Consider the following 24,354-nt stretch of genomic DNA (forward strand, 5'->3'; position numbering starts at 1 on the left):
GCAGGGCGGCCTGGCCGCCCCGCCCTCAACCGAACTGGTAGGCCCCCATGTAGAGGCTGCCGTAATCCCAGCTGTCGTGCAGCTTTCGGGGTCTGTCGGCCCCTGCCGCGCCGAGCGCCACAAACAGGGGGCGCAGGTGATCGTCATGGGGATGAGATTCCACCGCGCCCGGCGCCCGGGCCCGGTACTCTTCCAGCGCCCCCCTGTCTCCCTCTGCCATGGTCTGCTCCAGCCAGCGGGCAAACTGGCTCGCCCACTGGGGAACCGGCGAGCCGTCCGGCCCGAGGGCACGGAGGTTGTGGGTGATGGCGCCGGAGGCGAGGATGCCGATCCCTTGCTCGCGCAGCCCCTGCAATGCCTCCCCCAGTTGCCACAGCTGGGCCGGGGTGAAGCTGGCCGGGATGGCGATCTGCACCAGGGGGAGTTCACTGTCCGGATCCATCAGGGAGAGGGGGGACCAGACTCCGTGATCCAGCTCGCGGCGCACCGGGGTGGCAGGCAGACCGGCCAGCAGCAGCTGATCGCTCACCGCTTCCTGCAACCATTGCGGGCTCGTCGCGGGCCAGCGGATCTGGTAGAGGGGCTCGGGGAAGCCGTAGAAGTCGTACATCAGGGCCGGGTTGGGCTCGACGTTGATCTGCAGCTCGCTTCGGCTGAACCAGTGGGCCGAGATCACCACCAGCCCTCTGGCACCCTCGAGGCGCAGTTGCTTCAGGAACCGGGTCGCGGGCTGATCGCGCAGGACCAGATCCGGGGCGCCGTGGGAGATGAACCAGACAGGGGCGATAGACATGACAGACTCCATATGCGTTGTGCCGATGCGCGCGGCGCACCGACAACCCGAGGCCAGGGCGACATGCCGCTGACGATGTGGTCATTATCTGCCCCTAATGATGGGTTAACAATCAGGCTTTATGGATAAGCACTCTTCACTTTTGGTTGATAGTTTGGCATCAGGGCGAGGGAGACCGGGGCAGAAACGACAACGCCGGCGCAGTGCGCCGGCGTTGTGATCAGGGGCCGTCGGACGTGGCTCCTGACGGGATGCCCCGCAGCGCCACCGCCAAGATCAACGCGGGCCCAGTGCGGGTTTATTGAATGCCCAGCAGCTCCACGTCGAAGATGAGGACTGAGCCCGGCGGGATCTTGCCGGCGGCTCTGTCGCCATAGGCCAGGTTGGCGGGGATGTAGAAGCGGGTCTTCTCCCCTTCCACCATCAGTTGCACCCCTTCGGTCCACCCCTTGATCACCTGGTTGAGGCCGAATTCGATGGGCTCGCCACGGGCAACGGAGCTGTCGAACACGGTGCCGTCCAGCAGCTTGCCCTCGTAGTGCACCTTCACCTTGCTGGTGGCGGTGGGGTGAACGGTGCCGGTGCCCGGGGTCAGCACTTCGTACTGCAGGCCGGAGGCGGTGGTGGTCACCAGGGGTTTTTCCTGGTTGCTGGCGAGGAACTCGGCCCCTTTGCGCACGTTCTCTTCCGCCAGCTTCCGGTTGTTGCTGCTGGAGTAGAAGTAGTAGGCGGCGCCGGCGATAAGAAGGGCTATCAGAATGAATTTCATCGGGTTTTCCTGTTCCTTGAAATCAGAGTGCAATGAAGGGGCATCTTATCCCAGCCGGGGAGGGAGGGCGAGGGGGGATGCCGGAGGATGTGACCGGACGGGCAAGGCACCTGGGGCATGATGCCCCCGGTTCGGATTTACTTGACGGCCACCATCATCAGGGCGGGCAGGGCGAAGAAGAGCCCGGCCACGTAACCCAGCGCCAGCAGCTTGTTCTCGCTGCCGACCCGGGCCAGGGTTTCGGCGGCCTTGATGGGCAATTCCCGCAGGAAGGGCACGCCATAGATGAGCGCCACGGCGAAGACGTTGAACAGCACATGCACGAAGGCGATGGTCAAGGCCAGCTGGGCGCCGGCGCCGCTGATGGCGGTGGCCGCCAGCAGGGCCGTGATGGTGGTGCCGATGTTGGCCCCCAGGGTGAAGGGGTAGAGCTGACGGGTGTTGAACACGCCGCCGCCCGCCAGCGGGATCATCAGGCTGGTGGTGGTGGAGGAGGACTGTACCATGACGGTCACCAGGGTGCCGGAGGCGATGCCGGTCAGGGGACCACGGCCCAGGGCCTTGTGCAGCAGCTCCTTGGCACGACCCACCATGACCCGTTGCAGCACCTTGCCGAGGGCGGTGACGCAGCCGAGGATCAGCAGAATGCCGATGACGATGGTGGCGATGGCGGGGCCCTTGCCCGGCAGGAAGGCGACGGCGCTGTCGATGAGATCCAGGGAGGGGGAGATGATGGGCTTCATGAAGTCCATGCCCTTCATGGACATGTCGGCGGAGCCCATCAGCAGACCGGACAGCCACTCGGCACTCTTTTGCAGCAGACCGAACATCAATTCCAGCGGCAGGAAGATGAAGACCGCCAGCAGGTTGAAAAAGTCGTGCACGGTGGCGGCGGCGAAGGCGCGGCGAAACTCGCCCCTGTCACGGATATGGCCGAGGGAGACGATGGTGTTGGTGATGGTGGTACCGAGGTTGGCCCCCATCACCATGGGGATGGCCATGCTCATGGGCAGGCCGCCCGCCACCAGGCCGACGATCACCGAGGTGACGGTGCTGGAGGATTGCACCAGGGCGGTGGCCAGGATGCCGAGCAGCAGCGCAACGAAGGGGTTGTTGGCGAAGGAGAAGATCTGGGCCGCGCCCTCGGCGCCGCCGGAGAAGCCCTTGAAGCCGTGGGAGACGGCGCCAACGGCGACCAGGATCAGGTAGATCAGCGTGATCACCGCGAGCCAGTTGAACAGGGGGCCGGGACGGCGGATCTGCTGGGGTGCGGAAGATGCGGTGCTGTGCATATGGCCTCTTGGGGTCGTTCTGCGTTGAAAATGGACGGGCGCATTACAGCAGTGCTCTATGACAGAAATATGACAACGTGACACTTTTATGATGCTTTGGTGACAGGGGGCTCGGGATTGGCGGGCCAGATGGGAGTGTAGTGATTAATTCTGATTGTTTTGTTGTTTTAAGTGAATTGGTCTGTCGAATGTAGGGATGCGTTAGAAACTGACGGACGGGGTGCCATCCACTGGTGGATCCTGTGCCGCCACTCAGTCAATGGGAGTAGACTGCCTCGTCATTTAATCAGTAATTGCGAGTCTGTCATGAAACATTGGTCCCTTCTTCTCCTGCCCCTGGCGATGGCCTCTCTCTCCTCTCATGCCGCCGTGCTGCCCTCCGATTGCAGCTCCAAAGACGTGGCGATCGGCTCGGCCGTCAACAGCGCGACCGGGGTCAACAGCCATTGCTCCGCGCAGAGCGCCAAACAGCGTGTGGACAACGCGGTCAACGATCCCGCTGGCTATGCCAAGCGCAAGGCGGCCCAGGCCACCGGCGTGGATGACGCTTACTACAAGGCCAAGAACACCCAGCAGCGGGTCGAGAATGCGGTGGACAATCCCGGTGACTACGCCAAGCGCAAGGCCGCCGAGGCTGCCGGTGTGGGCGAGACCTACAACAAGGCGAAGAACACCCAGCAGCGAGTCGAGAACGTGGTGGACGATCCCGCCAAGGCGGCGGGCCGCGCCGTGCTGCGCAAGACGGCCACCTACTGAGGGGAAACCCGGCAGAAGGCGATGCGTCGTGCAAACAAGAGAGGGGAGCCCGTGGGCTCCCCTCTTTGCATCTTGCGATCGAGATGGCTTACTGGCCGTCGGCCGCTTCCTCGTACTGACGGAAGGGGATGCGGAACACGGCGAGGCGCAGGAAGAGGTAGGTGACCCCGATCCCCGCCCAGATGAGGCCAAGCTCCAGGGAGCTCTGCTCCAGGTTGATCCACAGCGCGCCGATGGTGGCGGCCCCCAGCAGCGGCAGCACCAGGAACAGCAGGTGCTCCTTGAGGCTCTTGTTGCGCTTCTCGCGCACCCAGAACTGGCCGATCACCGAGAGGTTGACGAAGGTGAAGGCCACCAGGGCGCCGAAGTTCACCAGGGCCAGGGCCATGTCCAGATCGAACGACACTGCGGAGAGGGCCAGGGCCCCCACCAGCAGCACGTTGATGGCCGGGGTGCGCCAGGTGGGGTGGATATAGCCGAACACCCGCTCCGGGATCATGCGATCGCGCCCCATCACGTAGAGGATGCGCGACACGCCGGCGTGGGCCGCCATGCCGGAGGCGAGCACGGCCGCGGTGGTGCACACCAGCACCACGCTCTGGAACAGGGTGCCACCTACGTAGAGGGCGATCTCCGGCAGCACGGCGTCCGGCTCCTTGAAGCGGGCCAGATCCGGGAAGAACAGCTGCAGGCTGTAGGAGACGGTGACGAAGATGATGCCGCCGATGAGGGCCGTCAGCACGATGGCACGGGGGATCACCTTGCCGGCATTCGGGGTCTCTTCGGAGAGAGAGCTCAGGCCGTCGAAGCCCAGGAACGAGAAGCAGAGGATGGTGGCGCCGGTGAACAGCGGCAGCATGCTGGCAGACTCCACATGGAACGGACGGCTGCTCATCAGGGTGCCGGCCCCTTCACCGTGACTCAGGCCCCAGGCGATGAGGCCGAGGAAGGTGACGATGATGGCGATCTGGATGAAGACGATGAAGCCGTTGAGGTTCGCCACCAGCTTGATGCCGCGCAGGTTCAGGAAGGTCATCACGGTCACCAGACCGAAGATGAAGATCCAGGGCTCCACGGTGGGGAACATGGCGGTCAGGTAGATCTTGGCCAGCAGGATGTTGATCATCGGCATGAACATGTAGTCCAGTAGGGAAGACCAGCCCACCATGAAGCCCACATAGGGGTGAAACACCTTCTGGGCATAGGTGTAGGCGGAGCCTGCGGACGGGAAGCGGCGCACCAGGTGGCCGTAGCTGAACGCGGTCAGCAGGATGCCGCCGAGCGCCAGCAGGTAGGCGGTGGCCACGCGACCATCCGTGATGTCACCGACGATGGCGAAGGTATCGAATACCGCCATGGGCGTGAGGTAAGCCAGACCCATCACCACGACCTGGAACAGGGTGAGGGTCTTGAGCAGCTTGGCACCGGCCATCACGCTTTCTCCTCTGCACAGGCCCCGTGGGCGAGATGGGACGGGATCAGGGACGCGGAAACGCGTCGCTGGACACAGGGGGCGCCCATCTGTGGCACAGATGCGTGGCGCACGCCGGCGGGGACCGGCAGGAAAGCAGTGAAATGCCCCATGTTTTTCCTCACAACGTCGGGAGATTGCTTGGCAATCTGGGTATCAATTCCGGCACATGGCCGGCCTCTTGGTGAATGGTGGTGTGCCCCAGAAAAGCAAAGAACCGATGTTGTTGAAACATCGGCTCTCAAGGGGCGCCGTATTGTGCCCTCAGGGGGGGGGAGGAGACAAGCGAAAAAGGCCGCCAGCGGGGAATTTGTTCCCCCCGTGAGCGATCACTTCGCCACCGCTGCCGGAAAGTCGATGACAACCTTGTCATCAGGCGGGGCCCTGCTTTGCCGCCATGTGAAACCGGCGCCCTGGGGGCGCCGGTTTCGCTCAGGAGGCGTCCTGCTCGGGGCGGCCGAGGCGGACCCGGAACACGGTGAGGCGCAGCAGCAGGTAGATGGCACCGAGGGCGGCCCAGATCAGCCCCAGCTCGAAGGAGGCGGGCTCCAGGTTGAGCCAGAGCACCCCGATGCAGGCGGCGCCGCACAGGGGCAGGGCGAGGAACAGCAGGTGATCCTTCAGGGTCTTGTTGTGACCCAGCCTGAGATAGAAGTGGGCAATCACCGCCAGGTTGACGAAGGTGAAGGCCACCAGGGCGCCGAAGTTGATGAGCGCCAGCGCCATCTCCAGATCGAAGGCCACCGCCGAGAGGGCCAGCATGCCCACCAGCAGCACGTTGAGAGCCGGGGTCTGCCAGGTGGGGTGGATGTAGCCGAAGACGCGGCTCGGCAGGGCGCGATCCCGGCCCATCACGTAGAGCAGGCGCGATACCCCGGCGTGGGAGGCGAGCCCCGAGGCGAGCACCGCCACCGTGGTGCAGACCAGCACCACCGCCTGGAACAGCTTGCCGCCCACATAGAGGGCGATCTCCGGCAGCACCGCATCCGGCTGCTGGAAGCGGGAAATGTCCGGGAAGAAGAGCTGCAGGAAGTAGGAGACGGAGATGAAGAGCACGCCGCCGATGAGGGCGGTGAGCACGATGGCCCGGGGGATCACCCGATCCGCGTTCGGGGTCTCCTCCGACAGGGTGGTGATGGCGTCAAACCCGAGGAACGACAGGCAGAGGATGGAGGCGCCGGTCAGCAGGGGATTGATGTGCATCTGCTCGGAGAAGAAGGGGCGGCTGCTCGCCACCGTGCCGAGCCCCTCGCCGTGGCTCACGCCCCAGGCGATGAGGCCGATGAAGACGGCGATGATGCTGAACTGCATGATGACGATCAGGCTGTTGAAGTTCGCCACCAGCTTGATGCCCCGCAGGTTCAGGAAGGTCATGACGGCGGCCAGGGCCAGGATGTAGGTCCAGGGGGCCACGCCGGGGAAGAGAGCCTCCATGTAGATCTTGGCCAGCAGCATGTTGATCATGGGCATGAACATGTAGTCGAGCAGGGAGACCCAGCCCACCATGAAACCCACATAGGGGTGGAACACCTTCTGGGCATAGGTGTAGGCGGAGCCTGCCGAGGGGAACTTGCGCACCAGGTGGCCGTAGCTCATGGCGGTGAACAGCATGCCGATGAGGGCGAGCAGGTAGGCGGTCGGCACATGGCCTTCGGTGATTTCGGTGACGATGCCGAAGGTGTCGAACACCGCCATGGGGGTGAGATAGGCCAGCCCCATGATGACCACGTGCCAGAGTTTCAGGCTTTTTTTCAGACCGGCGGGGTGCGGGTGCATCAGGCGATCCCCCGCAGGCAGGCTGACGGGATCAGGCTGACGGTGAGGTCATCCTGCACGGTGGGGGCGCCAGTCCGGGATGCGGACGGATGGCGCAGACCGGCGCGGGCCGGCAGGAAAGCGATGATATGCCCCATGGAGTTCCTCACTAAGAAGCGGGTGTCGTGAGATGGCGTGCCACCTCGTTATCATTTCCGGTCTGTTCCGGCCTCGTTATGGATTTGTTTGGCGCAAAAAAAGAACCGGGCTCCGATGAGCGGACGGTCCTTGAATACGGCGGCGCATTGTGCATTCGTGATGCCCCCTTGACAAGCATATCAAGGGAGCAAAAACGCATTTTTTTGCACGTGGGCGAACGCGGTCTTCCGGATCAGGCCAGGGAGGCGGACAGGGCCTGCTCCAGCAGGTCGAGTCCCTCGTCGACGATGGCTGCCGGGGCGGTCAGGGGAGCGAGGAAACGGATCACGTTGCCACGCACGCCGCAGGCCAGCAGCACCAGCCCCCGCTTGCCCGCCTCGGCCACCAGCCGCTTGGTGAGATCCGGGTCCGGTCTGGCGGCATCTCCCTCCTTCACCAGCTCCATGGCCACCATGGCGCCGGGGCCGCGGATGTTGCCGATGCAGTCAAACCGTGTCGCCAGCTGGTGCAGGCGAGCCTTGATCTGCTCCCCCTGGGCCAGGGCCTTCTGGTTCAGGCGCTCCTCCTCGATCACCTCCAGCACCGCCAGGGCGGCGGCGCAGGCGATGGGGGAGCCGGCGTAGGTGCCCCCCAGGCCACCGGGCTTGGCGGCGTTCATCACCTCGCTCTTGCCCACCACGGCAGAGAGCGGGAAGCCGCCGGCCAGGCTCTTGGCCAGCGTCATGATGTCGGGTTCGACACCGCTGTATTCGGTGGCGAAGGTCTTGCCGGTGCGACAGAAACCGGTCTGGATCTCGTCGCAGATGAGCAGGATGCCGTGCTGGTCGCACACCTGGCGCAGGCGCTGCATGAAGCTGGCGGAGGCGGGGTAGAAGCCCCCTTCCCCCTGCACCGGCTCGATGATGATGGCGGCCACCCGGGTGGGTTCGATGTCGGCGCTGAAGCAGAGGTCCAGCGCGGCCAGGGCATCGTCTTCACTCACTCCCAGGTAGTCGGCGGGGAAGGGGAGGTGATATACCTCCCCCGGGAAGGGGCCGAAGCCGGTCTTGTAGGGCACCACCTTGCCGGTGAGGGCCATGCCCATCATGGTGCGGCCGTGGAAGCCCCCCTTGAAGGCGATGGTGCCGCTGCGACCGGTGTGGGCGCGGGCGATCTTGATGGCGTTCTCCACCGCCTCGGCGCCGGTGGAGAGGAAGAGGGTGCGCTTGGGGGTGGGGCCGGGCACCAGGGCATTCAATTTTTCCGCCAGCTCGATATAGCCGGAGTAGGGGGTGACCTGGAAGCAGGTGTGGCTGAACTTCTCGAGCTGCTCGCGCACCGCCGCCACCACCTTGGGGTGGTTGTGGCCGGTGTTGAGCACGGCGATGCCGGAGGCAAAGTCGATGTAGCGGTTGCCCTCCACGTCCCACAGCTCGGCGTTGTGCGCCCGGTCGATGAAGACCGGCAGCAGGGTGCCGACCCCCTGGACCACGGCCGCTTCGCGGCGGGCCTGCCACTGCTGGTTGTTGCTTGAATGACTCATCTTTCCTCCCTGAGGGGCATGGGCCCCCGCTGTTCCTGTGCCATCTGGCCATATGTGTGCCGCCAACTGCCCTCGGGCAGGGCGGCCTGTTCGCAAAAGGGGGCCCCCGATGTGCCCTCAGGGCCCACAAGGCGCTCGGTCGTGACCGGCGGCCCCCTCTTTCTATCTGTAAAAGCGATGGGCTGTGTCATAACGCATCTGTTTTAACGATGCGATTGCCCCTTCACTCCCCTCAGCGAATGCCGCCAAAGCAGAGGTATTTGGTCTCCAGGTACTCCTCCAGCCCTTCGGCCGCCCCTTCCCGGCCCAGTCCCGACTCCTTGATCCCGCCAAAGGGGGCCAGTTCGGTGGAGATGATCCCCTCGTTGATCCCCACCATGCCGTATTCGAGCCCCTCGGCCACCCGCCACACCCGGGCGATGTCGCGGCCATAGAAGTAGGCGGCCAGGCCATAGGGGGTGTCGTTGGCAAGCGCAATGGCCTCGGCTTCCGTCTCGAAGCGCACCAGAGGGGCGACGGGCCCGAAGATCTCCTCGTCCAGAATGGGGTTGCCCCGGGTGACCCCGGTCAGGATGGTGGGGTGATAGAAGAGGGGACCGGCGGGGTGGGCGTCGCCCCCCACCAGCACCCGGGCACCGGCGGCGACCGATTGCTGCACCAGCTCGGCCACCTTGCTGGCGGCGGCCGGGTTGATGAGGGGCCCGATCTGGACGCCCTCGCCCATGCCGTCCCCGACCTTGAAGGCTTTGACCGCGGCGGCGAGCTTCTCGGCGAAGGCGTCATAGACGCTGGCCTGCACCAGGATGCGGTTGGCGCAGACGCAGGTCTGGCCGGCGTTGCGGTATTTGGACGCCAGGGCCCCGGCCACGGCGGCGTCGAGGTCGGCGTCGTCAAAGACGATGAAGGGGGCGTTGCCGCCAAGCTCCAGGGAGAGGCGCTTCATGGTGTCGGCGCACTGGCGCATCAGCAGTTTGCCGATGCGGGTGGAGCCGGTGAAGGAGAACTTGCGCACCACGGGGTTGCTGCACAGCTCGTTGCCCACCGCGCTCGCCTGATGGGAGGTGACGATGTTGATGACCCCGGCGGGAATGCCCGCCTGCTCCGCCAGTACCGCCAGCGCCAGGGCGCAGAGGGGCGTTTCGGCGGCGGGCTTGATGACGATGGTACAACCGGCGGCCAGCGCCGGACCCGCCTTGCGGGTGATCATGGCGATGGGGAAGTTCCAGGGGGTGATGGCGGCCACGACCCCCACCGGCTGCTTGATGGTGGCCAGGCGCCGATCGGCGGAGAAGCCGGGGATGGTGCGGCCATAGGCACGCTTGCCCTCTTCAGCGAACCACTGGATGAAGCTGGCGCCGTAGGCCACCTCTCCTTTGGCTTCCGCCAGCGGCTTGCCCTGCTCGCAGGTCATGATACGGGCGAGCTCCTCCTGGTTGGCCATGATGCGCTCGAACCAGGCGTAGAGTTTGCTGCTGCGCTCCTTGGCGGTGAGGGCCGCCCAGGCGGGTTGCGCCGCGTGGGCGGCCGCGATGGCGAGGCGGGTGTCCTCCCCGTCCATGTCGGGCACCTGGGTGATGACCTGGCCGGTGGCCGGGTTCAGGACCTCGAACCGGCGCCCGCCCAGGGACTCGCACCAGCGGCCGTCGACATAGGCCAGGGATTTGATCAGGGAGAGAGCAGGTTGTGATGCTGACATAAGTAAGGGGCCTCGATAGTGGGTCTGGGTGGCGCGTTTATGTGGGCACCGCCGTATAGAATAATAAGCACGTAACGACCATAAAATGAGCCGAAATGTTTTTCAAGTGTTAAATATATTTGAGTGAACTGGGCGTCACATGCTAGAAATGGGGCTGTTAGCGCGATTTTAGCGGTTTTCATTGCGCAGGGTGTGCAAAATAATGAACGCTCTGGGTTGTGCAGGATAGTGAACGGGGCTGACGTTCCTGACGCACTATATTGACCAGTCGGCCCCAGGTATTCGAATGACCATGGAAAGAGGTGGGCGATGGAGCAATCCCGTGGCGAGGTCCGGTGGCGGACCATGACGGACAACCCCCTGGCGGAGCACGAGAGAAACATGGGGGAGCGGCTTGCCCGGATCCGCAGGGAGCTCGGGCTCTCCCAGCGCCGGGTGGCGGAGCTGAGCGGCCTGACCCACGGCGCCATCTGCATGATAGAGCAGAACAAGGTGAGCCCCTCGGTGGCCTCCCTGCAAAAGCTGCTGAGCGTCTACGAGCTGCCGTTGTCGCGCTTCTTCGCCGAAGAGGAGGTGGCGAGCACGCCCAGCGTGGTGATCAAGGCGGAGCAGCTCATCGAGCTCGGCAGCCAGGGGGTCTCCATGAAGCTGGTACACAACGGCAACAATCGGCGCCAGCTCGGCTTCATGCTGGAGACCTATGCCCCCGGCACCGACACCGGCGGCGTGGTGAAGCATCAGGGGGAAGAGGTGGGCACCGTGCTGGAAGGGTCGGTGTTGCTGACCCTGGCCGGCCAGACCTATGAACTGTGCGCCGGGGACAGCTATGTCATCGACACCGGCGAGCCCCACAGTTTCAGCAATCCCTCGGGGCAGGTCTGCCGCATCGTCAGCGCCCACACCCCGGCCAGCTTTTAATGTGAACAACCCGTTGTGTTGGAAACGAACCGGTAAGGAAACAGGGATCATGACCGAACATGTAAAGAGTTACTACGCAGCCAGTGCCAACAAACACGCGCCCTATCCCACGCTCACCGAGCAGCTGGAGTGCGACGTCTGCGTCATAGGCGCAGGCTACACCGGCCTCTCCAGTGCGCTGCATCTGGTGGAGAAGGGGTACAAGGTGGTGGTGCTGGAGGCGGCCAGGGTCGGCTTTGGCGCCAGCGGCCGCAACGGCGGCCAGATCGTCAACTCCTACAGCCGCGACATCGACACCATCGAAGCGAACTGCCCGCCGGATCAGGCCAGGCTGCTCGGCTCCATGTTGTTTGAGGGGGGCCAGATCATCCGCGAGCGGATCAAACGCTACAACATCCAGTGCGATCTGCAGGAGGGCGGGGTCTTTGCCGCCGAGACCGAGAAGCAGCTTCACGAACTCAAGGCGCAGAAGGCGCGCTGGGAGAAGTGGGGCAACGACCAGCTGGAGCTGCTCGATGCCGACGGGGTGCGCGAGGTGGTCGCGAGCGATCGTTACGTCGGCGCCCTGCTGGACAAGAGCGGCGGCCATATCCATCCCCTCAACCTGGCGCTGGGGGAGGCGGAAGCCATCCGCATGCAGGGGGGGCTTATCTTCGAGCAGTCCGCCGTCACCAGCATCACTCCGGGTCAGCCCGCCCTGGTCAAGACCGCCAAGGGGGCAGTGAAGGCGCGCTTCGTGGTGGTGGCCGGCAACGCCTATCTCGGCAACCTGGTGCCCGAGCTCGCCGGCAAGAGTATGCCCTGCGGCACCCAGGTGATCGCCACCGAGGTGCTGGGGGAGGAGCGGGCCCGCTCACTGCTGCCGCAAAACTACTGCCTGGAGGATTGCAACTACCTGCTCGACTACTACCGCACCTCCGGCGATCACCGGCTCATCTATGGCGGCGGCGTGGTCTACGGGGCGCGAGATCCGGCGGACATCGAGCGGCTGATCATCCCCAAGATGCGCAAGACCTTCCCCCAGCTCAAAGACGTCAAGGTGGAGTACACCTGGACCGGCAACTTCCTGCTCACCCTGTCGCGCCTGCCGCAGTTTGGCCGCATCGGTCACAACATCTACTACATGCAGGGCTACAGCGGCCACGGCGTCACCTGTACCCATCTGGCGGGCAAGCTGCTCTCCGAGGTGCTGAGCGGTCAGGCGGAACGCTTCGATGCGTTCGCCAGGCTGCCGCACTACCCCTTCCCGGGGGGCCGCCTGCTGCGCATCCCCTTCACCGCCGCCGGCGCCGCCTGGTACACCCTGCGCGATCGCCTGGGGGTGTGATGACAAGGTGGCCCGCCAGGCTGGCTGGTGGCAACAAGCAGAGGGAGGCGTTATGCCTCCCTCGTTTTTTTGTCGTCAACCTGCCGGGGTCCTGACGGGGCTAGAAGCGGTAGGGGAAGCGGATCCCGATGGTGTAGTCCGGTGCATCCGTGGTGAGCCCGGCAGACCAGTTGACCGCCATGGAGAGGTTGTCGGTGATGGCCCAGGTCGACCCCATGCCAAAGCTGGCGGCGTTGGCATCGGAGCCGGTGACCTTCTCCATGGCAAAGCCTTCGGACCCCTGCTCGGACTCCATGGTGACGCGCTGGTTGATGTTGAAGGAGAGGCTGAAGCGTTCGTTGAGGGCGAATGCGACCCCCAGGCCATATTCATACCAGTCCCCCAGCTGGATGCTGCCGGGCTGGTTGCCGGGCTGGTAGGAGATATCGTCAAAGTCCTGCTTGAGGCTGTGACCATAGTTGAGGCTGGCAAACAGGATGGCGGGATCCATGGTCTTGACCAGGGAGAAGCCGGTGGAGAGCTGCCAGAGCCCGTTGCCGGTGGCGAGCTCCTTGGGGGTCACCAGGTTGCCCGATTCCGAGGTGTTGATCTCGATGCCGTAAGGATCCTTGCCGGTCGGCGCCTTGGCCCGGAAGTTCCACACCAGATCCGGCCAATCCTCGCTCTCTGCCATGACCCTGTAGTAGATGGCGAGGCTGAGATCCCCCAGACCGCCATCGCTGACGCTCTGCTCCTCGAAGTCGCGGCTGGAGTTCTCCTTGCCGGTGCTCTGGTAGTTGGTGTTGCGGAACATGTAGGGGAGGGCCAGCTCCAGTTGCCAGCGATCGTTGAGGGTGTAGCGGGTGATGACATCCGCCGTCCACTGATCGGAGCGCACCCGATCCAGGTTGATTTCGCCAAGGAAGATGGCGTCCAGGGCGAGGAAGCCGCGCAGGGCGAGATCCTTGCGGTTGTAGTGCTGGTAGGAGAGGCCCACATCGACGGTCAGGGCGCGGTCGAACACATTGTGCTGTTCGATCATCAGGTCTTCGGTACTGCGGCCGACTTCCGGCGTGCGCCGTGAGGCGTCCTGCTGGGTGGAGGCGACGGCGGCCCCGGCTCCGACCCCGGCGGTTGCCGTCGTGGCACCGGCGGCCTTGACGGCCTCCAGGCGGGCCTGGAGCTGATGAAGGGCCTGATTTTGCTGGATCAGTTGCTGGCGCAGGAGATCCAGCTGTTGTTGCAGGGCCTCCTCCTCGGCCGTGGCCCCCCAGCAGGCGAAGGGGGCGAGGGCAATCAACAGCATGCGAGACTGTTTCATCGGGATACGTCCTTGTTGTTTATCATCCTTTCTGATGGTTCAGCCCCCGGGCTCACCGGTGCTCAGCGCGAAAACCAGATGCGGGTCTGATTGAGCGTCTGCAAACCGTCCCCTCTGACCTTGTTGAACTGCAGCAGCCCCCGGCTGAAATCGGTACCGCGCAGGCTCTGCTCCAGCAGGACCCGGCCGTCGGAAGAGTGTAGTTGCAAGCCGGCATAATTCCCCGAGACCCGATAGGTGGCGGTGCCCAGATCGCCCTGGTGCTCGTAGCTGCCCGCCTGAACCAGGTGTCCCGTCATGGTGGGGGTGGTCAGTTCAATACCGGTCTGGTTGACCGAGCTGTTGCCGCTCCCCTCCAGTTGAACGACCTGCACCAGCCCGGCCCCCTGCACCTGGGCCTCCTTGGCGGGCGTGGCCGCGGGCTTGACCTCATCCTTGACGCGCACATCCAGCTTGGGTTTGTTTTGCACAATGCTCAGCGCCAGGTTCATGGCCGCCGTCTGCTGGGCCTGGGCCGTGGTCAGTGACGAGATGAACTCGATGCCGAAGTAGCTGATGCCATGGCTGCTGACATAGCGGCCGCGCAGGTGGGCCAGCTCCCCGTCCGCCAGTTCGGGCGCAAAGTGGTCTGACAGATGGGCCAGCGGGTCCGGTGCTGCCAGCAGCGGAGAGGCGATGCCACCCAGGCTGCAGAGGAGGCATAGGGCGGGTCGGGTATTCATGATGACCTCACATTAGCTCTTTGTGCTGAAAACCGAATTCCAGCAGGGATGTTTCATTGACCGGGGCGAAGAGCCCATCCTTGCCTCTGACAGAGAGCGGGGGAGAGGGGTTGGCAAGGGGGGCATCGGGACGATAGCCCGCGCCGATGACGGCGAGGAGGATGCCGTTCCAGCTCTCCTTGAACTCCTTGAACGTGATCACCCGGTTGCCGAGGGCCGGGTCTGCCAGATAGACGCGATCGTGGCGATCGATGGCCCGCAGCACGGCAAAGTGCTGATAGCCGCGAATGTTGAGCAGGACGATGGTGGGCACCCTCACCTGGCGCAGTTTTTCATCGCCCAGTCGATACCCTCTGACCCGCATGCCGAGCATTTGCAGGTACTGCTTCATGTCGAGCATGGAGAAGCCGTAGTGCTTGACCTGCTCCGGGTCTGCCATGGCAAGCATGCCATCCATGACCCAGCGTTCATTGGTTGCATGGCCGTAGGCGTAGCGCAAGATGGTGGCGACGGCGGCGGCCCCGCAGCTGAAATCCGTATGTTGGCGCTCGATGTTGGCGTACCGACGCTCCAGAATGCTCTGCACCGGTTTGTTGAGATCCCCCAGCGCCGGAAGATGCTCTCCCAGTGGCACCGAGCCTGCCCAGACGGCAGGACAGCACAGCAACAGCAACAGCCAGCGCATTCAGACCTCCAGTGTCAGGGAAAAAGGGGGCACTGGGCCCCCTCGCATCGACTTACTTGGCAAACCCTGCGGCCAGCGAGAGATTGTTCGCTTGCAGGTTGTTGGTCCCCGAGGAGACGTTCACCCCGATGTTGCCCACGGCACCGTTGAAGGCGCCGCCATCGATGGTTGCCCGGTTGAAGGTTTCGCGGCTGGTGTAGGTGTTGACCACGGGAATATACCCGACGGCGTACCCACTGAGCTTGATGTCACCCTCTTCCTTGAACTCGAACTTGCCATCATCTTTCGGGTTGTTGTTGCCGTACCTGTCGTTGTCATTGTCGTGGTCATGTCCTTTCTTGACATCATGACCGGTACCGCCCCCCTCGTAATCGCCCCAAGCCTTGAGACCGAGGAACACACCCGCCTTGTCAACCGTCTTGGTTGCACTCAGGCTTTGGTTTTCGGTCATGTTCTTGGAGACGCTCTGGCTGTTGGCCACGGTGGCCACGGCCATGTTGCCGGTGGACACGGAGGCAGCCATGTTGTTGGCCTGGACGTTACCCGAGCCCGAGGTCACGTTGACCCCGATGTTGCCTGCGGCATCCTTGAAGGCCCCATCGCCCACACCGGCCTTGTTCTGATGGCCGTGATTGGTCGTCCAGTTGTTGCTGGCGCTCTGGGTGGAGAAGACCTCGGCATCCGACGATCCGCCAGGGGCGCCATGTTGTTGTTGACCACGACCCATGATGAACTCGGCATCGACCTCGTCATAGGCGGCCAGGGAAGCGCTGTTGCCCTGTACGTTGGAGTCACCGGCTGCGACGTTGGCGCCGATGTTACCGGATGCACCCTTGAACGAGCCGTCGATCTTGCTCGTGTTCTCCGTTCTTGTATTGGCGGTGCCTATCATGGAACTGGACTGCTGGTTGTCCACGACGGCCATGCCGAGTTTGTTGACGTTGATGTAGCCGCCGACATTGACCCTGCCTTCGTATTCCACATCGACCTCTGCCTTGACCTTCTTGGTCAAGGTTGCCCCTGTCTCATCTCTGTCACCGCGGTAATCGGCGGATGCAGTGCCCGACATGGCCATGATGACCGCGGCGGCTAATGAGCTATAAATAAGTCCACGCATAATGAGTCTCTCCATTGAACTTTCAGCGGAAGATATGCCCATCGGCTGATACCCCCGGGCCTGGCTTCCTATCCCTGCGGCATCATGGGGATGCCGTTACTGCGCCAGCCAGGGGCAGGGAAACCATGTTGACTGACTGGTTTCCCTGTCCCGTGACCTGGTTCACCTGAATGACCCCCTTGCTGCCCGTGAGGGCGGTGTCATCCAGATAGATGCTGGTAGTGGTGTTGGCGGGGGGCTTTCCCCCTGGGGTCTTCGCGACGCTGGAGCTGAGATTGATGTCGGTTACGACACCCAGGCCGCTGTCATCGAGGGACAGGGCGAAGGCGTTCAGTTGCTGGTTGCCCTCACCCGCCCCCTGATTGATGCCGACCAGTCCCCGGTTCTGGCTCAGGGCCGAGCCCAGGATGGCGACGCTCTGGCTGCCGTTCAGATTGGTGGTGGATTGATTCAGCTGACCAAATTGAATGACGGCCGGACCCGAAATGGCGATGGCGGCAAGATTGCCTTGTTGGTTGTTATTGCCGGCAACCATATTGACGCCCATGGAACCACGAATATTGCTCAATGCCTGAGCACCGAGATCGACCCGGTTTTGTGCCATTGAGGGGGTGGCAAATGCCAGAAAAGGAAATGCTGCCAATGCAATATATATTTTCATGTTCTGTCTCCATCTGCCAGGAGGGCTTATTGGAGAGAGCAACGACCATGCCAATTTACAACCATATGATTTTTAGTTGTTTTTTATTTGATATAATTGTTTTTACGTCTCAATGTTGAGAGCGACATATTATGTCGTGAAGTAAGCGCTTATTTATCAATGGATTTATTTTTTCTCACGGATAATTTGGCTGTCTCAATATTGTGGTGCCATCAATCTAAAGGCGGGATGGTTTATAGTTATCATCGTCTGGCCATATTAAATGGCGCCATTTGATGATAAAGGGAGTTATCTGGACAAGTCGTCAGACTCCTTCGTGCAGTGGCGATAACAAGGAGTTGTCCCTATGACAGAAACGGCATTGTTGCTCATCAATTCATGTGCCGTACTGGAAAGCCTGCTGGAACAAGGCGAGTGGCAGGTGGAGCAGGCAAGCTCCCTGGTGGTGGCAGAGAAAAAACTGCAGGAAAAGGACTATCCCCTGGTGCTGGTGGTGATCGAGCATCAGCAGCACGAAGCCCTCTACAACCTGATAGCGCAGCACTCCGGCGCCTTGTGGATCGGCCTCATCCAGCGGGACTGTCTCGCCAGCGAAGCCCTTCGCAATTTGCTGGCAGCCTGTTTTCATGATTTTCACACCTTTCCCCTGGACAGAGACAGGCTCTCCCACAGCCTGGGACATGCCCTGGGGATGGCGCGCCTCATCCGGCGACACCGCCCCCGACTGCAACCCCAGCTTCGTTTCATCCAGGGGGAGAGCGCCCCCATCCGCCAGTTGCGCGACCAGATCGTGCGGTTGCAGCATTGCCGCCTGCCCGTACTGGTGACGGGACCGAGCGGTACGGGCAAGGAGCTGGTGGCCCGGGAGCTGCACTACAGCACGTTCGGGGAGGAGAGCCCTTTCGTGGCGGTCAATTGCGGGGCCATGCCCCATCAGCTCATCCAGTCCGAGCTGTTCGGCCACGTCAAGGGGGCCTTCACCGGGGCACAGCACCACAAGATAGGCAAGATAGAGGCCGCCGATGGCGGCACCCTGTTTCTCGACGAGATAGGGGAGTTGCCACTGGAGGATCAGGCAACCCTGCTGCGCTTCTTGCAGGAGCAGTGCATAGAGGCGGTGGGCAGCCACCTGACGCGTCGTGTGGATGTGCGGATCATCGCGGCCACCAATATCGATGTGGAGCAGGCGGTGGCCAGCGGCGGATTTCGCATGGATCTCTACTACCGGCTCAACGTGGTGCGCCTGCGCACCCCGGCCTTGTGCGAGCGGGCGGAAGACATCCAGCTCCTTGCCGATGACATTCTGGCGGAAGTGCGGGGCGGGCGGGTGCTCAGCTTCACCCGCAAGGCGCGCCAGGCCATGCAGTCCTATGGCTGGCCGGGGAATGTGAGGGAGCTGCGCAACCGGGTTCAGCGGGCGGTGGTCATGTGCAGCGGCCCCTTCATCGAAGCCGATGACATGGAGCTGACCAACATGGACAGCCTGCTGCTCGACGGCTCGCTCAAGGCGGTGCGCGAAGCGGCGGAGCGTCAGGCCTTGCAACGGACGCTGGCCCGCTTCCCCGATCAGCTCGAGGAGGTGGCCCGCACGCTCGACATCTCCCGGGCCACCCTCTATCGCCTGCTGGACAAGCACGATCTGCTGTGAGGGGACGGCAGTATCGCCCCGTCATGCAAAAAGCCCGGGCAGCAGGCCCGGGCTTCTTGTCTGGCCCCGTCGTGGGGACTCGTTACTTCCGATGAGCTTCAGGCCATCTCCATGGCGAGGTGACAGAGTCGCCGCGCAGCCTCCTCCTCGCTCTTGACCACCTGATGCACGCCGCGCACGCGCAGATGATGCACCTCCTCGTGCTGGTGGGCACAGGCGGCGATGCGCATCAGGGCGCCGTATTCCTGCGCCCTGATGGCTATCTCACCGGCCAGCAGGCTGTCATCCAGGGTGATCAGCAGCCAGCTGGCGTTGGGCAGCGCCGCCGTCAGCAGATCCTGCTGGATGGGATGGCCCGCCAGACAGGTGATCCCCATGGCGCGCCAGGGGGCCAGCAGTCGCTCGTCGGTGTCGATCACCACCATCTCCCTGCCTTGTTCATGCAACTGCCGAATGAGGTGCTGGCCTATCTCGTCGGCGCCCACTACCACCACATGGCCCTGCAAGGGGCAGAGGTGAGGTGACCCATCGGTGCGTGGTTCGGGATGGCGCCTCAGCCAGCGCTCCACCTGGTTGAAGACCAGCGGATTGAGCACGATGGAGAAACAGGCGCCGACCAGCACCAGATCCCGGGCGACCCCGGGGACCAGCTCGAGCATGACCCCGAGACCCATCAGGATGAAGGAGAACTCCCCCACCTGGGCCAGGCTGGCGGAGATGGTCAGCGCCGTGCGCTGGCTGTGGCCAAAGAGCCGCACGATGGCGAAGGCGGCCACCGATTTGCCGATCACGATGACGAACAGGGTGGCCAGCACGGCCAGGGGCTCGCGCAGCAGGATGACGGGGTCGAACAGCATGCCCACGGAGACGAAGAAGAGCACGGCAAAGGCGTCCTGCAGGGGCAGGGTGTCGTTGGCCGCCTTGTGGCTCAGATGGGAGCTGTTCATCACGACGCCGGCGAAGAAGGCGCCGAGGGCAAAGGAGACGCCAAACAGCTTGACGGCGCCAAAAGCGATGCCCAGGGAACAGGAGAGGACGGCCAGGGTGAACAGCTCGCGGGAGCCGGTGGCGGCGGTGCGGGCTAGCAGCCAGGGGATGAGGCGTCGCCCGCCGATGACCATCAGGGCGATGAAGGCAGCCACCTTGGCCAGGGTCAGGCCGATATCCGCCATCACCTGGGCCGGGGTCAGTGCCTCGCCCCCTTGCTGCAGGTTGGCGAGGATGGGGAGCAGTACCAGGGCCAGCACCATCACCAGATCCTCCACGATGAGCCAGCCGATGGCGATGCGTCCCTCGTTGGTGTCGAGCTGGCCGCGGCTCTCCAGGGCGCGCAGCAGCACCACGGTACTGGCGGTGGAGAGGGCCAGGCCAAACACCAGGCCGGCGGTCACGGTCCAGTCGAGCAGTTGGGAGAGGCCAAGGCCGAGCAGGGTCGCAAGGGTTATCTGGACGATGGCTCCCGGGATGGCGATGTGTTTCACCGACAGCAGGTCTTTCACGGAAAAGTGCAGGCCGACACCAAACATCAGCAGGATAACGCCGATTTCGGCCAGCTCGGGGGCGAGCCGCAGGTCGGCGACATAGCCCGGCGTAAAGGGGCCGCATACCACGCCGGCCGCGAGGTAGCCCACCATGGGGGAGATGCGCAGGCGGCTTGCCAGCATGCCGAAGAGGTAGGCCAGCACAAGGCCGCCTACCAGGGTGGTGATAAGGGGGAGTGAGTGGTCCATGTCGTCACCTCGCTAATGGCAGTCAGGGGCTACCAGATCACCCGAAGGTGAAGAGGGCAGCTGTCAATGAGCAGGGGGCGAAAGAGACAGAAGTTGGCCGTATCAAGGGAAATCTTGAGGGCAACAGATGCCGTTTCTATTGAAAAGTAATGCATTTATATGCCATGAGCAACACTGTTCCAGTTTTTGCGTTGGTTTTGATGAAAAGCATCTTTAATGCATTGCGATTGGGTGAAAATAGTGTGCAGTTAAAGAAAAATTGGCAGGAATAATCAATCGATGATGATATTGGGAGGCAAGGGAGAACACCTATGAGCACACGGCATGGAGGAGGCTGGCCTCCTCCATGGTGAACGAGGGTGCTGAAGGGGCATCACTCTCCCCTGGCGACCCCCTCACGTCTGGGGTCTGCGGCCCCCAGCCAGCCGCCGGCATGGCGCTGGACGCCCTGCAGCCCGGAGGTCTGCTCGTTAAGCAGGACCTCGTGCCCTCTGGCCTTGAGCCCCTGAACCACGGCGTCGGGCGTGCGCCCCTGCTCCAGCTCGGTGGGGCCGTTGCGACTGCCGAAATTGGGCAGGTTGATGGCCTGCTGCAGGTCGAGCCCCCAATCCTGGGTGCCGAGCAGCGCCTTGCCCACGTAGTTGATGATGGCCGAGCCTCCCGGGGAGCCCAGGCTCATCTCGAGCTCGCCGCTTGCCTTGTCAAACACCAGCAGGGGCGACATGGAGGAGCGGGGGCGCTTGCCGGGCTCCACCCGGTTTGCCACCGGCAGGCCGGCGGCGTCCACCGAGGTGAAGGAGAAGTCGGTGAGCTGGTTGTTCAGCAGGTAGCCGTTGACCATCAGCCGCGAGCCGAAGCCATCCTCGATGGAGCTGGTCATGGCCACCGCCATGCCGCTCTTGTCCACGATGGAGATGTGGCTGGTGGAGGGCAGCTCCGGGGTGGCGTCCCGGCCCCTGGCCAGTGCCCGGGGCGGGTTGCCGGGCTGGGCGACGCCCATGGAGCGGTTGCCGATAAGGTGCCCCCGCTGCGCCAGATAGCCCTTGTCCAGCAGACCTGTCACCGGCACGTCGACGACGTCGCCGTCGGCCACATACTGGTTGCGATCGGCGAAGGCGAGGCGTGCAGCCTCGCTGTAGAGGTGAATGGCCTCGCTGGAGGCGGCCAGTTGACCCTGCTCCCCCTGTACCGGTTTGAGGGCGGCCATGTCCCGGCTCTCCAGCATGCCGAAAATCTGGCCAAGGGCGATGGTGCCGGAGGAGGGGGTCGGGAAGCCGCAGATCTCGCTCTGGCGATAGTCAAAGCAGAGCCCGTCCCGCAGCTTGGCCCGGTAGCTGGCGAGATCGGCGGCGCTCAGCACCCCGGGGTTGGTCGGGTGGGCGTGCACCTTGGCCACCATGGCCTCGGCCAGCGGGCCGCGATAGAAGGCGTCGGGGCCGTCGCTTGCCAGGGTACGCAGCACCCTGGCCAGGGCCGGGTTGGTGAGCCGGGTACCTGCCGTCTTGGGAGTACCGTCCGCCTGATAGAAGTAGGCACGGGCGTCCGGATCCCCGGCCAGATAGGGATCTTTTGCCAGCAGGGTGGCGAGGCGGGGGCTTATCACGAACCCTTGCTCCGCGAGGGTGATGGCGGGTTCGAACAGCGTGGCCCAGGGCAGCTTGCCATAGCGCTCGTGCGCCAGGGCCAGGGCACGCACCGTGCCGGGGGCGCCGACGGAGCGCCCGCCCACCACCCCCTCATAGAAGGCCATGGGTTTGCCCTCCTTCATGAAGAGCTGATCGGTGGCAGCGGCGGGGGCCGTCTCCCGGCCATCCACCGCCGCCACCTGCTTGCCGTCCCACACCAGCATGAGGGAGCCGCCGCCGATACCCGAGGATTGGGGCTCCACCAGGGTCAGCACCAGCTGGACGGCGATGGCTGCATCGACGGCGCTGCCCCCCGCCTTGATGATCTGGTAGCCCGCATCCACCGCCAGCGGGTTGGCCGCCGCCACCATGAAGTCACGGCCCTGCCAGCCCGGTTTGTCAATCCAGCCGCTGGCCGCCTCCGGGGCGATCAGGGTCTGGGGAGGAGGGACATAGTGAAAGCCATCCTGGGAGGCGCAGCCGCCAAGCAGGCCGAGGGCGACCAGCAGGCCGAGGGGTTTGAGGGACATGACAGGCTCCTTGTCGGTTTCTTGTTCACCTGCCGAAATGTGTCACACTTGGAGCTTGATTAAAAGTTTGTCTTAATACTCATATGGTTACAAAACTATCAAGGAGGCGCTCATGACACACCTGGGGACGCTGGCGAAACCTTGCATGGCGGGGCTGCTCTGCCTGTTGCTGACGGCCTGCGGGGAGCCGACCTTCAGACCGCTGGCCCAGGGGGAGACCCTGCTCGCCTTCGGGGACAGTCTGACCGAGGGGCGCGGGGTGAGCCCGTCCCAAAGCTACCCCAGCGTGCTGGCGAACCTGAGCGGCCATCCCGTGGTCAATGGCGGGGTGTCCGGAGAGCTGAGCCAGGCCGGCAGGGCCCGCCTGCCCGGGTTGCTGGCCCGGCACAGACCCGCTCTGGTCATCCTGCTGGAGGGGGGCAACGACATCCTGCGTGGCAGCGGGGAGGCGGCCCTCAAGGCCAATCTCGCTGCCATGATAGAGGCGGTGCAGGGGAGCGGGGCCCAGATCCTGCTTGTCGGGGTGCCCCGAAAATCCCTGTTTGCCGATGGCGCCCCCCTCTACGGGGAGCTGGCAGAGCAGTACGGGCTGGTGCTGGACAACGACTGCATCGGTGAGTTGCTGCGAGACCCGGCCCTGAAGTCCGATGCGGTGCATTTCAATGCCGAGGGTTACCGCACCCTGGCGCAGCGACTTCATCGACTGTTGCAGGAAAGGGGAGCACTCTAGCGAGATGTCATGCTGCCGGGGCAGTGCGCCATGCTGCTGCAACCTATGGGGTCAGGAGATTGCGCGGCGGCGCTACCCCGGAGGGGACCAGCCCGCGGCGACGGTGCCGATGGAGATGAAAAAACCGCCGTGAAGGCGGTTTTTTGCAATCAGGCTGAGCCAATTTGCTTAGATGGACTGCTCTTCACCGCCCAGGGCGGCAAACAGGGCCGGGATGAACTGGGAGAGCTCGGCGGTGACCAGGGCGAAGTCGGCGTCCAGGCGGGCGGCGGGATCTTCACTGGTGACGTCGTCGTTCTGCTCGCGCAGCTCTTCGCTGAACTTGAGGCGCTTGATGGAGAGATCGTCCCCCAGCACGAAGCTCAGGGTTTCGCCCCAGTTGAGGGCCAGCTTGGTCACCAGCTTGTCGTTGGCCAGGTGGTTCTTGATCTCCTCGCTCATCAGATCCTGCTGCTTGCAGCGGATGATGCCGCCGTGCTCCATGGCGCTGCGCAGCTCGGCTTCGTCCTCCAGGGTGAAGGCGGCGGGCAGGTTGCCCTCGTTGAGCCACTCGGTCATGGTGATCTCGGGCGGGTTCTTGAGGGCCACCGGCACCACCGGCAGGGAGCCGATGGATTTGCGCAGGAGCGCCAGCAGATCGTCCGCTTTCTTGGCGGAGCCTGCATCCACCACCATCAGGTTGTCGGCAGGGTTTATCCAGGCGAAGGTCTGGCTGGTGCGGCTGAAGGCGCGGGGCAGCAGGGTGTGCATGATCTCCTCTTTCAGCGCCTCCTTCTCTTTCTTCTTGAGGGCGCGACCCTGCTCGAATTCAATGGCCTCTACCTTCTCCGCCAGCATCTCCTTGACCACGGTGCCGGGCAGCATCTTCTCTTCCTTGCGAGCGCACAGCAGGATGTGGCCAGAGGCGGCGTGGGTCAGGGTGGAGCCGAATTTGCCAAGGGGCTTGACCCACCCGAACCGGGAGATGTCCTGACTGCCGCAGGGGGTGAAGGCGCAGGCTTCCAGCTGGGTTTCCAGCTGCTCAACGGTCAGGTCGAAGGGGCGGGTAAAGCGGTAAATCTGCAGGTTTTTAAACCACATGGCGTCCTCGGTCTCTAGATTGTCCGGCGGGCATTGTACTAGAGAGGCGCTTTGTGATCAGCCAATCA

General features: G+C 63.6%; 21 protein-coding genes. 5 read left to right on the forward strand and 16 right to left on the reverse strand.

Annotated elements, in window-relative coordinates; genetic code table 11:
- Positions 1-25: 25 nt before the first annotated feature.
- The 3 genes from PG896_RS05005 to PG896_RS05015 all read right to left on the reverse strand — a co-directional run bounded on the left by PG896_RS05005 (position 26) and on the right by PG896_RS05015 (position 2,854).
- Positions 26-793: a DODA-type extradiol aromatic ring-opening family dioxygenase gene (locus PG896_RS05005; protein WP_102948757.1), complete on the reverse strand. Its 768-nt coding sequence runs from the start codon at positions 791-793 to the stop codon at positions 26-28.
- Between the two features lie 298 nt (positions 794-1,091).
- Positions 1,092-1,562, reverse strand: a complete 471-nt coding sequence (locus PG896_RS05010) for an FKBP-type peptidyl-prolyl cis-trans isomerase (RefSeq protein WP_010673545.1) — start codon at positions 1,560-1,562, stop codon at positions 1,092-1,094.
- 137 nt (positions 1,563-1,699) lie between these two features.
- A complete protein-coding gene (locus tag PG896_RS05015; protein WP_223932150.1) occupies positions 1,700-2,854 on the reverse strand; it encodes a Na/Pi symporter in 1,155 nt (384 codons plus the stop codon).
- A gap of 306 nt (positions 2,855-3,160) precedes the next feature.
- On the opposite strand from PG896_RS05015, the gene PG896_RS05020 reads away from it, so the two are divergent.
- The gene (locus tag PG896_RS05020) at positions 3,161-3,610 is read left to right on the forward strand and encodes a hypothetical protein (RefSeq protein ID WP_223932151.1); all 450 of its coding nucleotides are present in this window, start codon (positions 3,161-3,163) and stop codon (positions 3,608-3,610) included.
- 88 nt (positions 3,611-3,698) lie between these two features.
- Here PG896_RS05020 and PG896_RS05025 read toward each other — a convergent pair whose 3' ends face one another.
- The 5 genes from PG896_RS05025 to PG896_RS05045 all read right to left on the reverse strand — a co-directional run bounded on the left by PG896_RS05025 (position 3,699) and on the right by PG896_RS05045 (position 10,213).
- Positions 3,699-5,042, reverse strand: coding sequence for an APC family permease (locus tag PG896_RS05025; RefSeq protein WP_039039328.1), 1,344 nt, complete (start codon positions 5,040-5,042; stop codon positions 3,699-3,701).
- Positions 5,043-5,513: 471 nt separating this feature from the next.
- On the reverse strand, positions 5,514-6,857 hold the full coding sequence (locus PG896_RS05030) for an APC family permease (protein ID WP_041214747.1): 1,344 nt from the start codon (positions 6,855-6,857) through the stop codon (positions 5,514-5,516).
- A complete protein-coding gene (locus tag PG896_RS05035) occupies positions 6,857-6,994 on the reverse strand; it encodes a hypothetical protein (protein WP_010673549.1) in 138 nt (45 codons plus the stop codon). The genes PG896_RS05030 and PG896_RS05035 overlap by 1 nt, the downstream gene beginning before the upstream one ends.
- Before the next feature lie 233 nt (positions 6,995-7,227).
- Positions 7,228-8,517, reverse strand: a complete 1,290-nt coding sequence (gabT, locus tag PG896_RS05040; protein WP_042014742.1) for a 4-aminobutyrate--2-oxoglutarate transaminase — start codon at positions 8,515-8,517, stop codon at positions 7,228-7,230.
- Positions 8,518-8,749: 232 nt separating this feature from the next.
- The gene (locus tag PG896_RS05045) at positions 8,750-10,213 is read right to left on the reverse strand and encodes an NAD-dependent succinate-semialdehyde dehydrogenase (RefSeq protein WP_270835451.1); all 1,464 of its coding nucleotides are present in this window, start codon (positions 10,211-10,213) and stop codon (positions 8,750-8,752) included.
- Positions 10,214-10,522: 309 nt separating this feature from the next.
- On the opposite strand from PG896_RS05045, the gene puuR reads away from it, so the two are divergent.
- Both puuR and PG896_RS05055 read left to right on the forward strand, forming a co-directional pair.
- Complete coding sequence (gene puuR, locus PG896_RS05050) at positions 10,523-11,131, forward strand: HTH-type transcriptional regulator PuuR (RefSeq protein WP_029314011.1); 609 nt, start codon at positions 10,523-10,525, stop codon at positions 11,129-11,131.
- 49 nt (positions 11,132-11,180) lie between these two features.
- Complete coding sequence (locus PG896_RS05055) at positions 11,181-12,458, forward strand: NAD(P)/FAD-dependent oxidoreductase (RefSeq protein ID WP_125117411.1); 1,278 nt, start codon at positions 11,181-11,183, stop codon at positions 12,456-12,458.
- A 100-nt stretch (positions 12,459-12,558) separates the two neighbouring features.
- Here PG896_RS05055 and PG896_RS05060 read toward each other — a convergent pair whose 3' ends face one another.
- The 5 genes from PG896_RS05060 to PG896_RS05080 all read right to left on the reverse strand — a co-directional run bounded on the left by PG896_RS05060 (position 12,559) and on the right by PG896_RS05080 (position 16,943).
- Complete coding sequence (locus PG896_RS05060; RefSeq protein ID WP_041213311.1) at positions 12,559-13,758, reverse strand: transporter; 1,200 nt, start codon at positions 13,756-13,758, stop codon at positions 12,559-12,561.
- A 62-nt stretch (positions 13,759-13,820) separates the two neighbouring features.
- Positions 13,821-14,480 (reverse strand): hypothetical protein, encoded by a 660-nt coding sequence (locus PG896_RS05065; protein WP_010673556.1) that lies wholly within the window; start codon positions 14,478-14,480, stop codon positions 13,821-13,823.
- Between the two features lie 7 nt (positions 14,481-14,487).
- On the reverse strand, positions 14,488-15,165 hold the full coding sequence (locus PG896_RS05070) for a C39 family peptidase (RefSeq protein ID WP_039039335.1): 678 nt from the start codon (positions 15,163-15,165) through the stop codon (positions 14,488-14,490).
- Positions 15,166-15,217: 52 nt separating this feature from the next.
- Complete coding sequence (locus tag PG896_RS05075) at positions 15,218-16,177, reverse strand: hypothetical protein (protein WP_081331937.1); 960 nt, start codon at positions 16,175-16,177, stop codon at positions 15,218-15,220.
- A 187-nt stretch (positions 16,178-16,364) separates the two neighbouring features.
- On the reverse strand, positions 16,365-16,943 hold the full coding sequence (locus PG896_RS05080; protein ID WP_223924172.1) for a hypothetical protein: 579 nt from the start codon (positions 16,941-16,943) through the stop codon (positions 16,365-16,367).
- 346 nt (positions 16,944-17,289) lie between these two features.
- Between PG896_RS05080 and PG896_RS05085 the strand changes: the two genes are divergently transcribed.
- Positions 17,290-18,591 (forward strand): sigma-54 dependent transcriptional regulator, encoded by a 1,302-nt coding sequence (locus tag PG896_RS05085; RefSeq protein WP_010673560.1) that lies wholly within the window; start codon positions 17,290-17,292, stop codon positions 18,589-18,591.
- A 98-nt stretch (positions 18,592-18,689) separates the two neighbouring features.
- On the opposite strand, the gene ybaL is transcribed toward PG896_RS05085, so the two are convergent.
- Together ybaL and ggt are read right to left on the reverse strand one after the other, a co-directional pair.
- On the reverse strand, positions 18,690-20,321 hold the full coding sequence (gene ybaL, locus PG896_RS05090; protein ID WP_043155825.1) for a YbaL family putative K(+) efflux transporter: 1,632 nt from the start codon (positions 20,319-20,321) through the stop codon (positions 18,690-18,692).
- 373 nt (positions 20,322-20,694) lie between these two features.
- Positions 20,695-22,476, reverse strand: a complete 1,782-nt coding sequence (gene ggt / locus PG896_RS05095; RefSeq protein ID WP_203764579.1) for a gamma-glutamyltransferase — start codon at positions 22,474-22,476, stop codon at positions 20,695-20,697.
- A 112-nt stretch (positions 22,477-22,588) separates the two neighbouring features.
- Here ggt and PG896_RS05100 point away from each other — a divergent pair, with 112 nt between their 5' ends.
- Positions 22,589-23,206 carry an arylesterase gene (locus PG896_RS05100; protein WP_270835452.1) on the forward strand — a complete coding sequence of 206 codons (618 nt, stop codon included), beginning with the start codon at positions 22,589-22,591 and terminating at the stop codon, positions 23,204-23,206.
- Between the two features lie 168 nt (positions 23,207-23,374).
- Here the strand turns inward: PG896_RS05100 and rdgC are convergent, their stop codons facing one another.
- Positions 23,375-24,286, reverse strand: a complete 912-nt coding sequence (gene rdgC / locus PG896_RS05105; protein WP_010673564.1) for a recombination-associated protein RdgC — start codon at positions 24,284-24,286, stop codon at positions 23,375-23,377.
- Positions 24,287-24,354 lie beyond the last annotated feature (68 nt).

Source organism: Aeromonas sp. QDB30, assembly GCF_027707645.1.
Lineage (GTDB): Bacteria > Pseudomonadota > Gammaproteobacteria > Enterobacterales > Aeromonadaceae > Aeromonas > Aeromonas caviae.

What these genes read in the sequence shown, in the direction of transcription:
- PG896_RS05005 (WP_102948757.1), bottom strand. Translation starts at nt 793, where the DNA reads ATGTCTATCGCCCCTGTCTGGTTCATCTCCCACGGCGCCCCGGATCTG.
- PG896_RS05010 (WP_010673545.1), bottom strand. Translation starts at nt 1,562, where the DNA reads ATGAAATTCATTCTGATAGCCCTTCTTATCGCCGGCGCCGCCTACTAC.
- PG896_RS05015 (WP_223932150.1), bottom strand. Translation starts at nt 2,854, where the DNA reads ATGCACAGCACCGCATCTTCCGCACCCCAGCAGATCCGCCGTCCCGGC.
- PG896_RS05020 (WP_223932151.1), top strand. Translation starts at nt 3,161, where the DNA reads ATGAAACATTGGTCCCTTCTTCTCCTGCCCCTGGCGATGGCCTCTCTC.
- PG896_RS05025 (WP_039039328.1), bottom strand. Translation starts at nt 5,042, where the DNA reads ATGGCCGGTGCCAAGCTGCTCAAGACCCTCACCCTGTTCCAGGTCGTG.
- PG896_RS05030 (WP_041214747.1), bottom strand. Translation starts at nt 6,857, where the DNA reads ATGCACCCGCACCCCGCCGGTCTGAAAAAAAGCCTGAAACTCTGGCAC.
- PG896_RS05035 (WP_010673549.1), bottom strand. Translation starts at nt 6,994, where the DNA reads ATGGGGCATATCATCGCTTTCCTGCCGGCCCGCGCCGGTCTGCGCCAT.
- gabT (WP_042014742.1), bottom strand. Translation starts at nt 8,517, where the DNA reads ATGAGTCATTCAAGCAACAACCAGCAGTGGCAGGCCCGCCGCGAAGCG.
- PG896_RS05045 (WP_270835451.1), bottom strand. Translation starts at nt 10,213, where the DNA reads ATGTCAGCATCACAACCTGCTCTCTCCCTGATCAAATCCCTGGCCTAT.
- puuR (WP_029314011.1), top strand. Translation starts at nt 10,523, where the DNA reads ATGGAGCAATCCCGTGGCGAGGTCCGGTGGCGGACCATGACGGACAAC.
- PG896_RS05055 (WP_125117411.1), top strand. Translation starts at nt 11,181, where the DNA reads ATGACCGAACATGTAAAGAGTTACTACGCAGCCAGTGCCAACAAACAC.
- PG896_RS05060 (WP_041213311.1), bottom strand. Translation starts at nt 13,758, where the DNA reads ATGAAACAGTCTCGCATGCTGTTGATTGCCCTCGCCCCCTTCGCCTGC.
- PG896_RS05065 (WP_010673556.1), bottom strand. Translation starts at nt 14,480, where the DNA reads ATGAATACCCGACCCGCCCTATGCCTCCTCTGCAGCCTGGGTGGCATC.
- PG896_RS05070 (WP_039039335.1), bottom strand. Translation starts at nt 15,165, where the DNA reads ATGCGCTGGCTGTTGCTGTTGCTGTGCTGTCCTGCCGTCTGGGCAGGC.
- PG896_RS05080 (WP_223924172.1), bottom strand. Translation starts at nt 16,943, where the DNA reads ATGAAAATATATATTGCATTGGCAGCATTTCCTTTTCTGGCATTTGCC.
- PG896_RS05085 (WP_010673560.1), top strand. Translation starts at nt 17,290, where the DNA reads ATGACAGAAACGGCATTGTTGCTCATCAATTCATGTGCCGTACTGGAA.
- ybaL (WP_043155825.1), bottom strand. Translation starts at nt 20,321, where the DNA reads ATGGACCACTCACTCCCCCTTATCACCACCCTGGTAGGCGGCCTTGTG.
- ggt (WP_203764579.1), bottom strand. Translation starts at nt 22,476, where the DNA reads ATGTCCCTCAAACCCCTCGGCCTGCTGGTCGCCCTCGGCCTGCTTGGC.
- PG896_RS05100 (WP_270835452.1), top strand. Translation starts at nt 22,589, where the DNA reads ATGACACACCTGGGGACGCTGGCGAAACCTTGCATGGCGGGGCTGCTC.
- rdgC (WP_010673564.1), bottom strand. Translation starts at nt 24,286, where the DNA reads ATGTGGTTTAAAAACCTGCAGATTTACCGCTTTACCCGCCCCTTCGAC.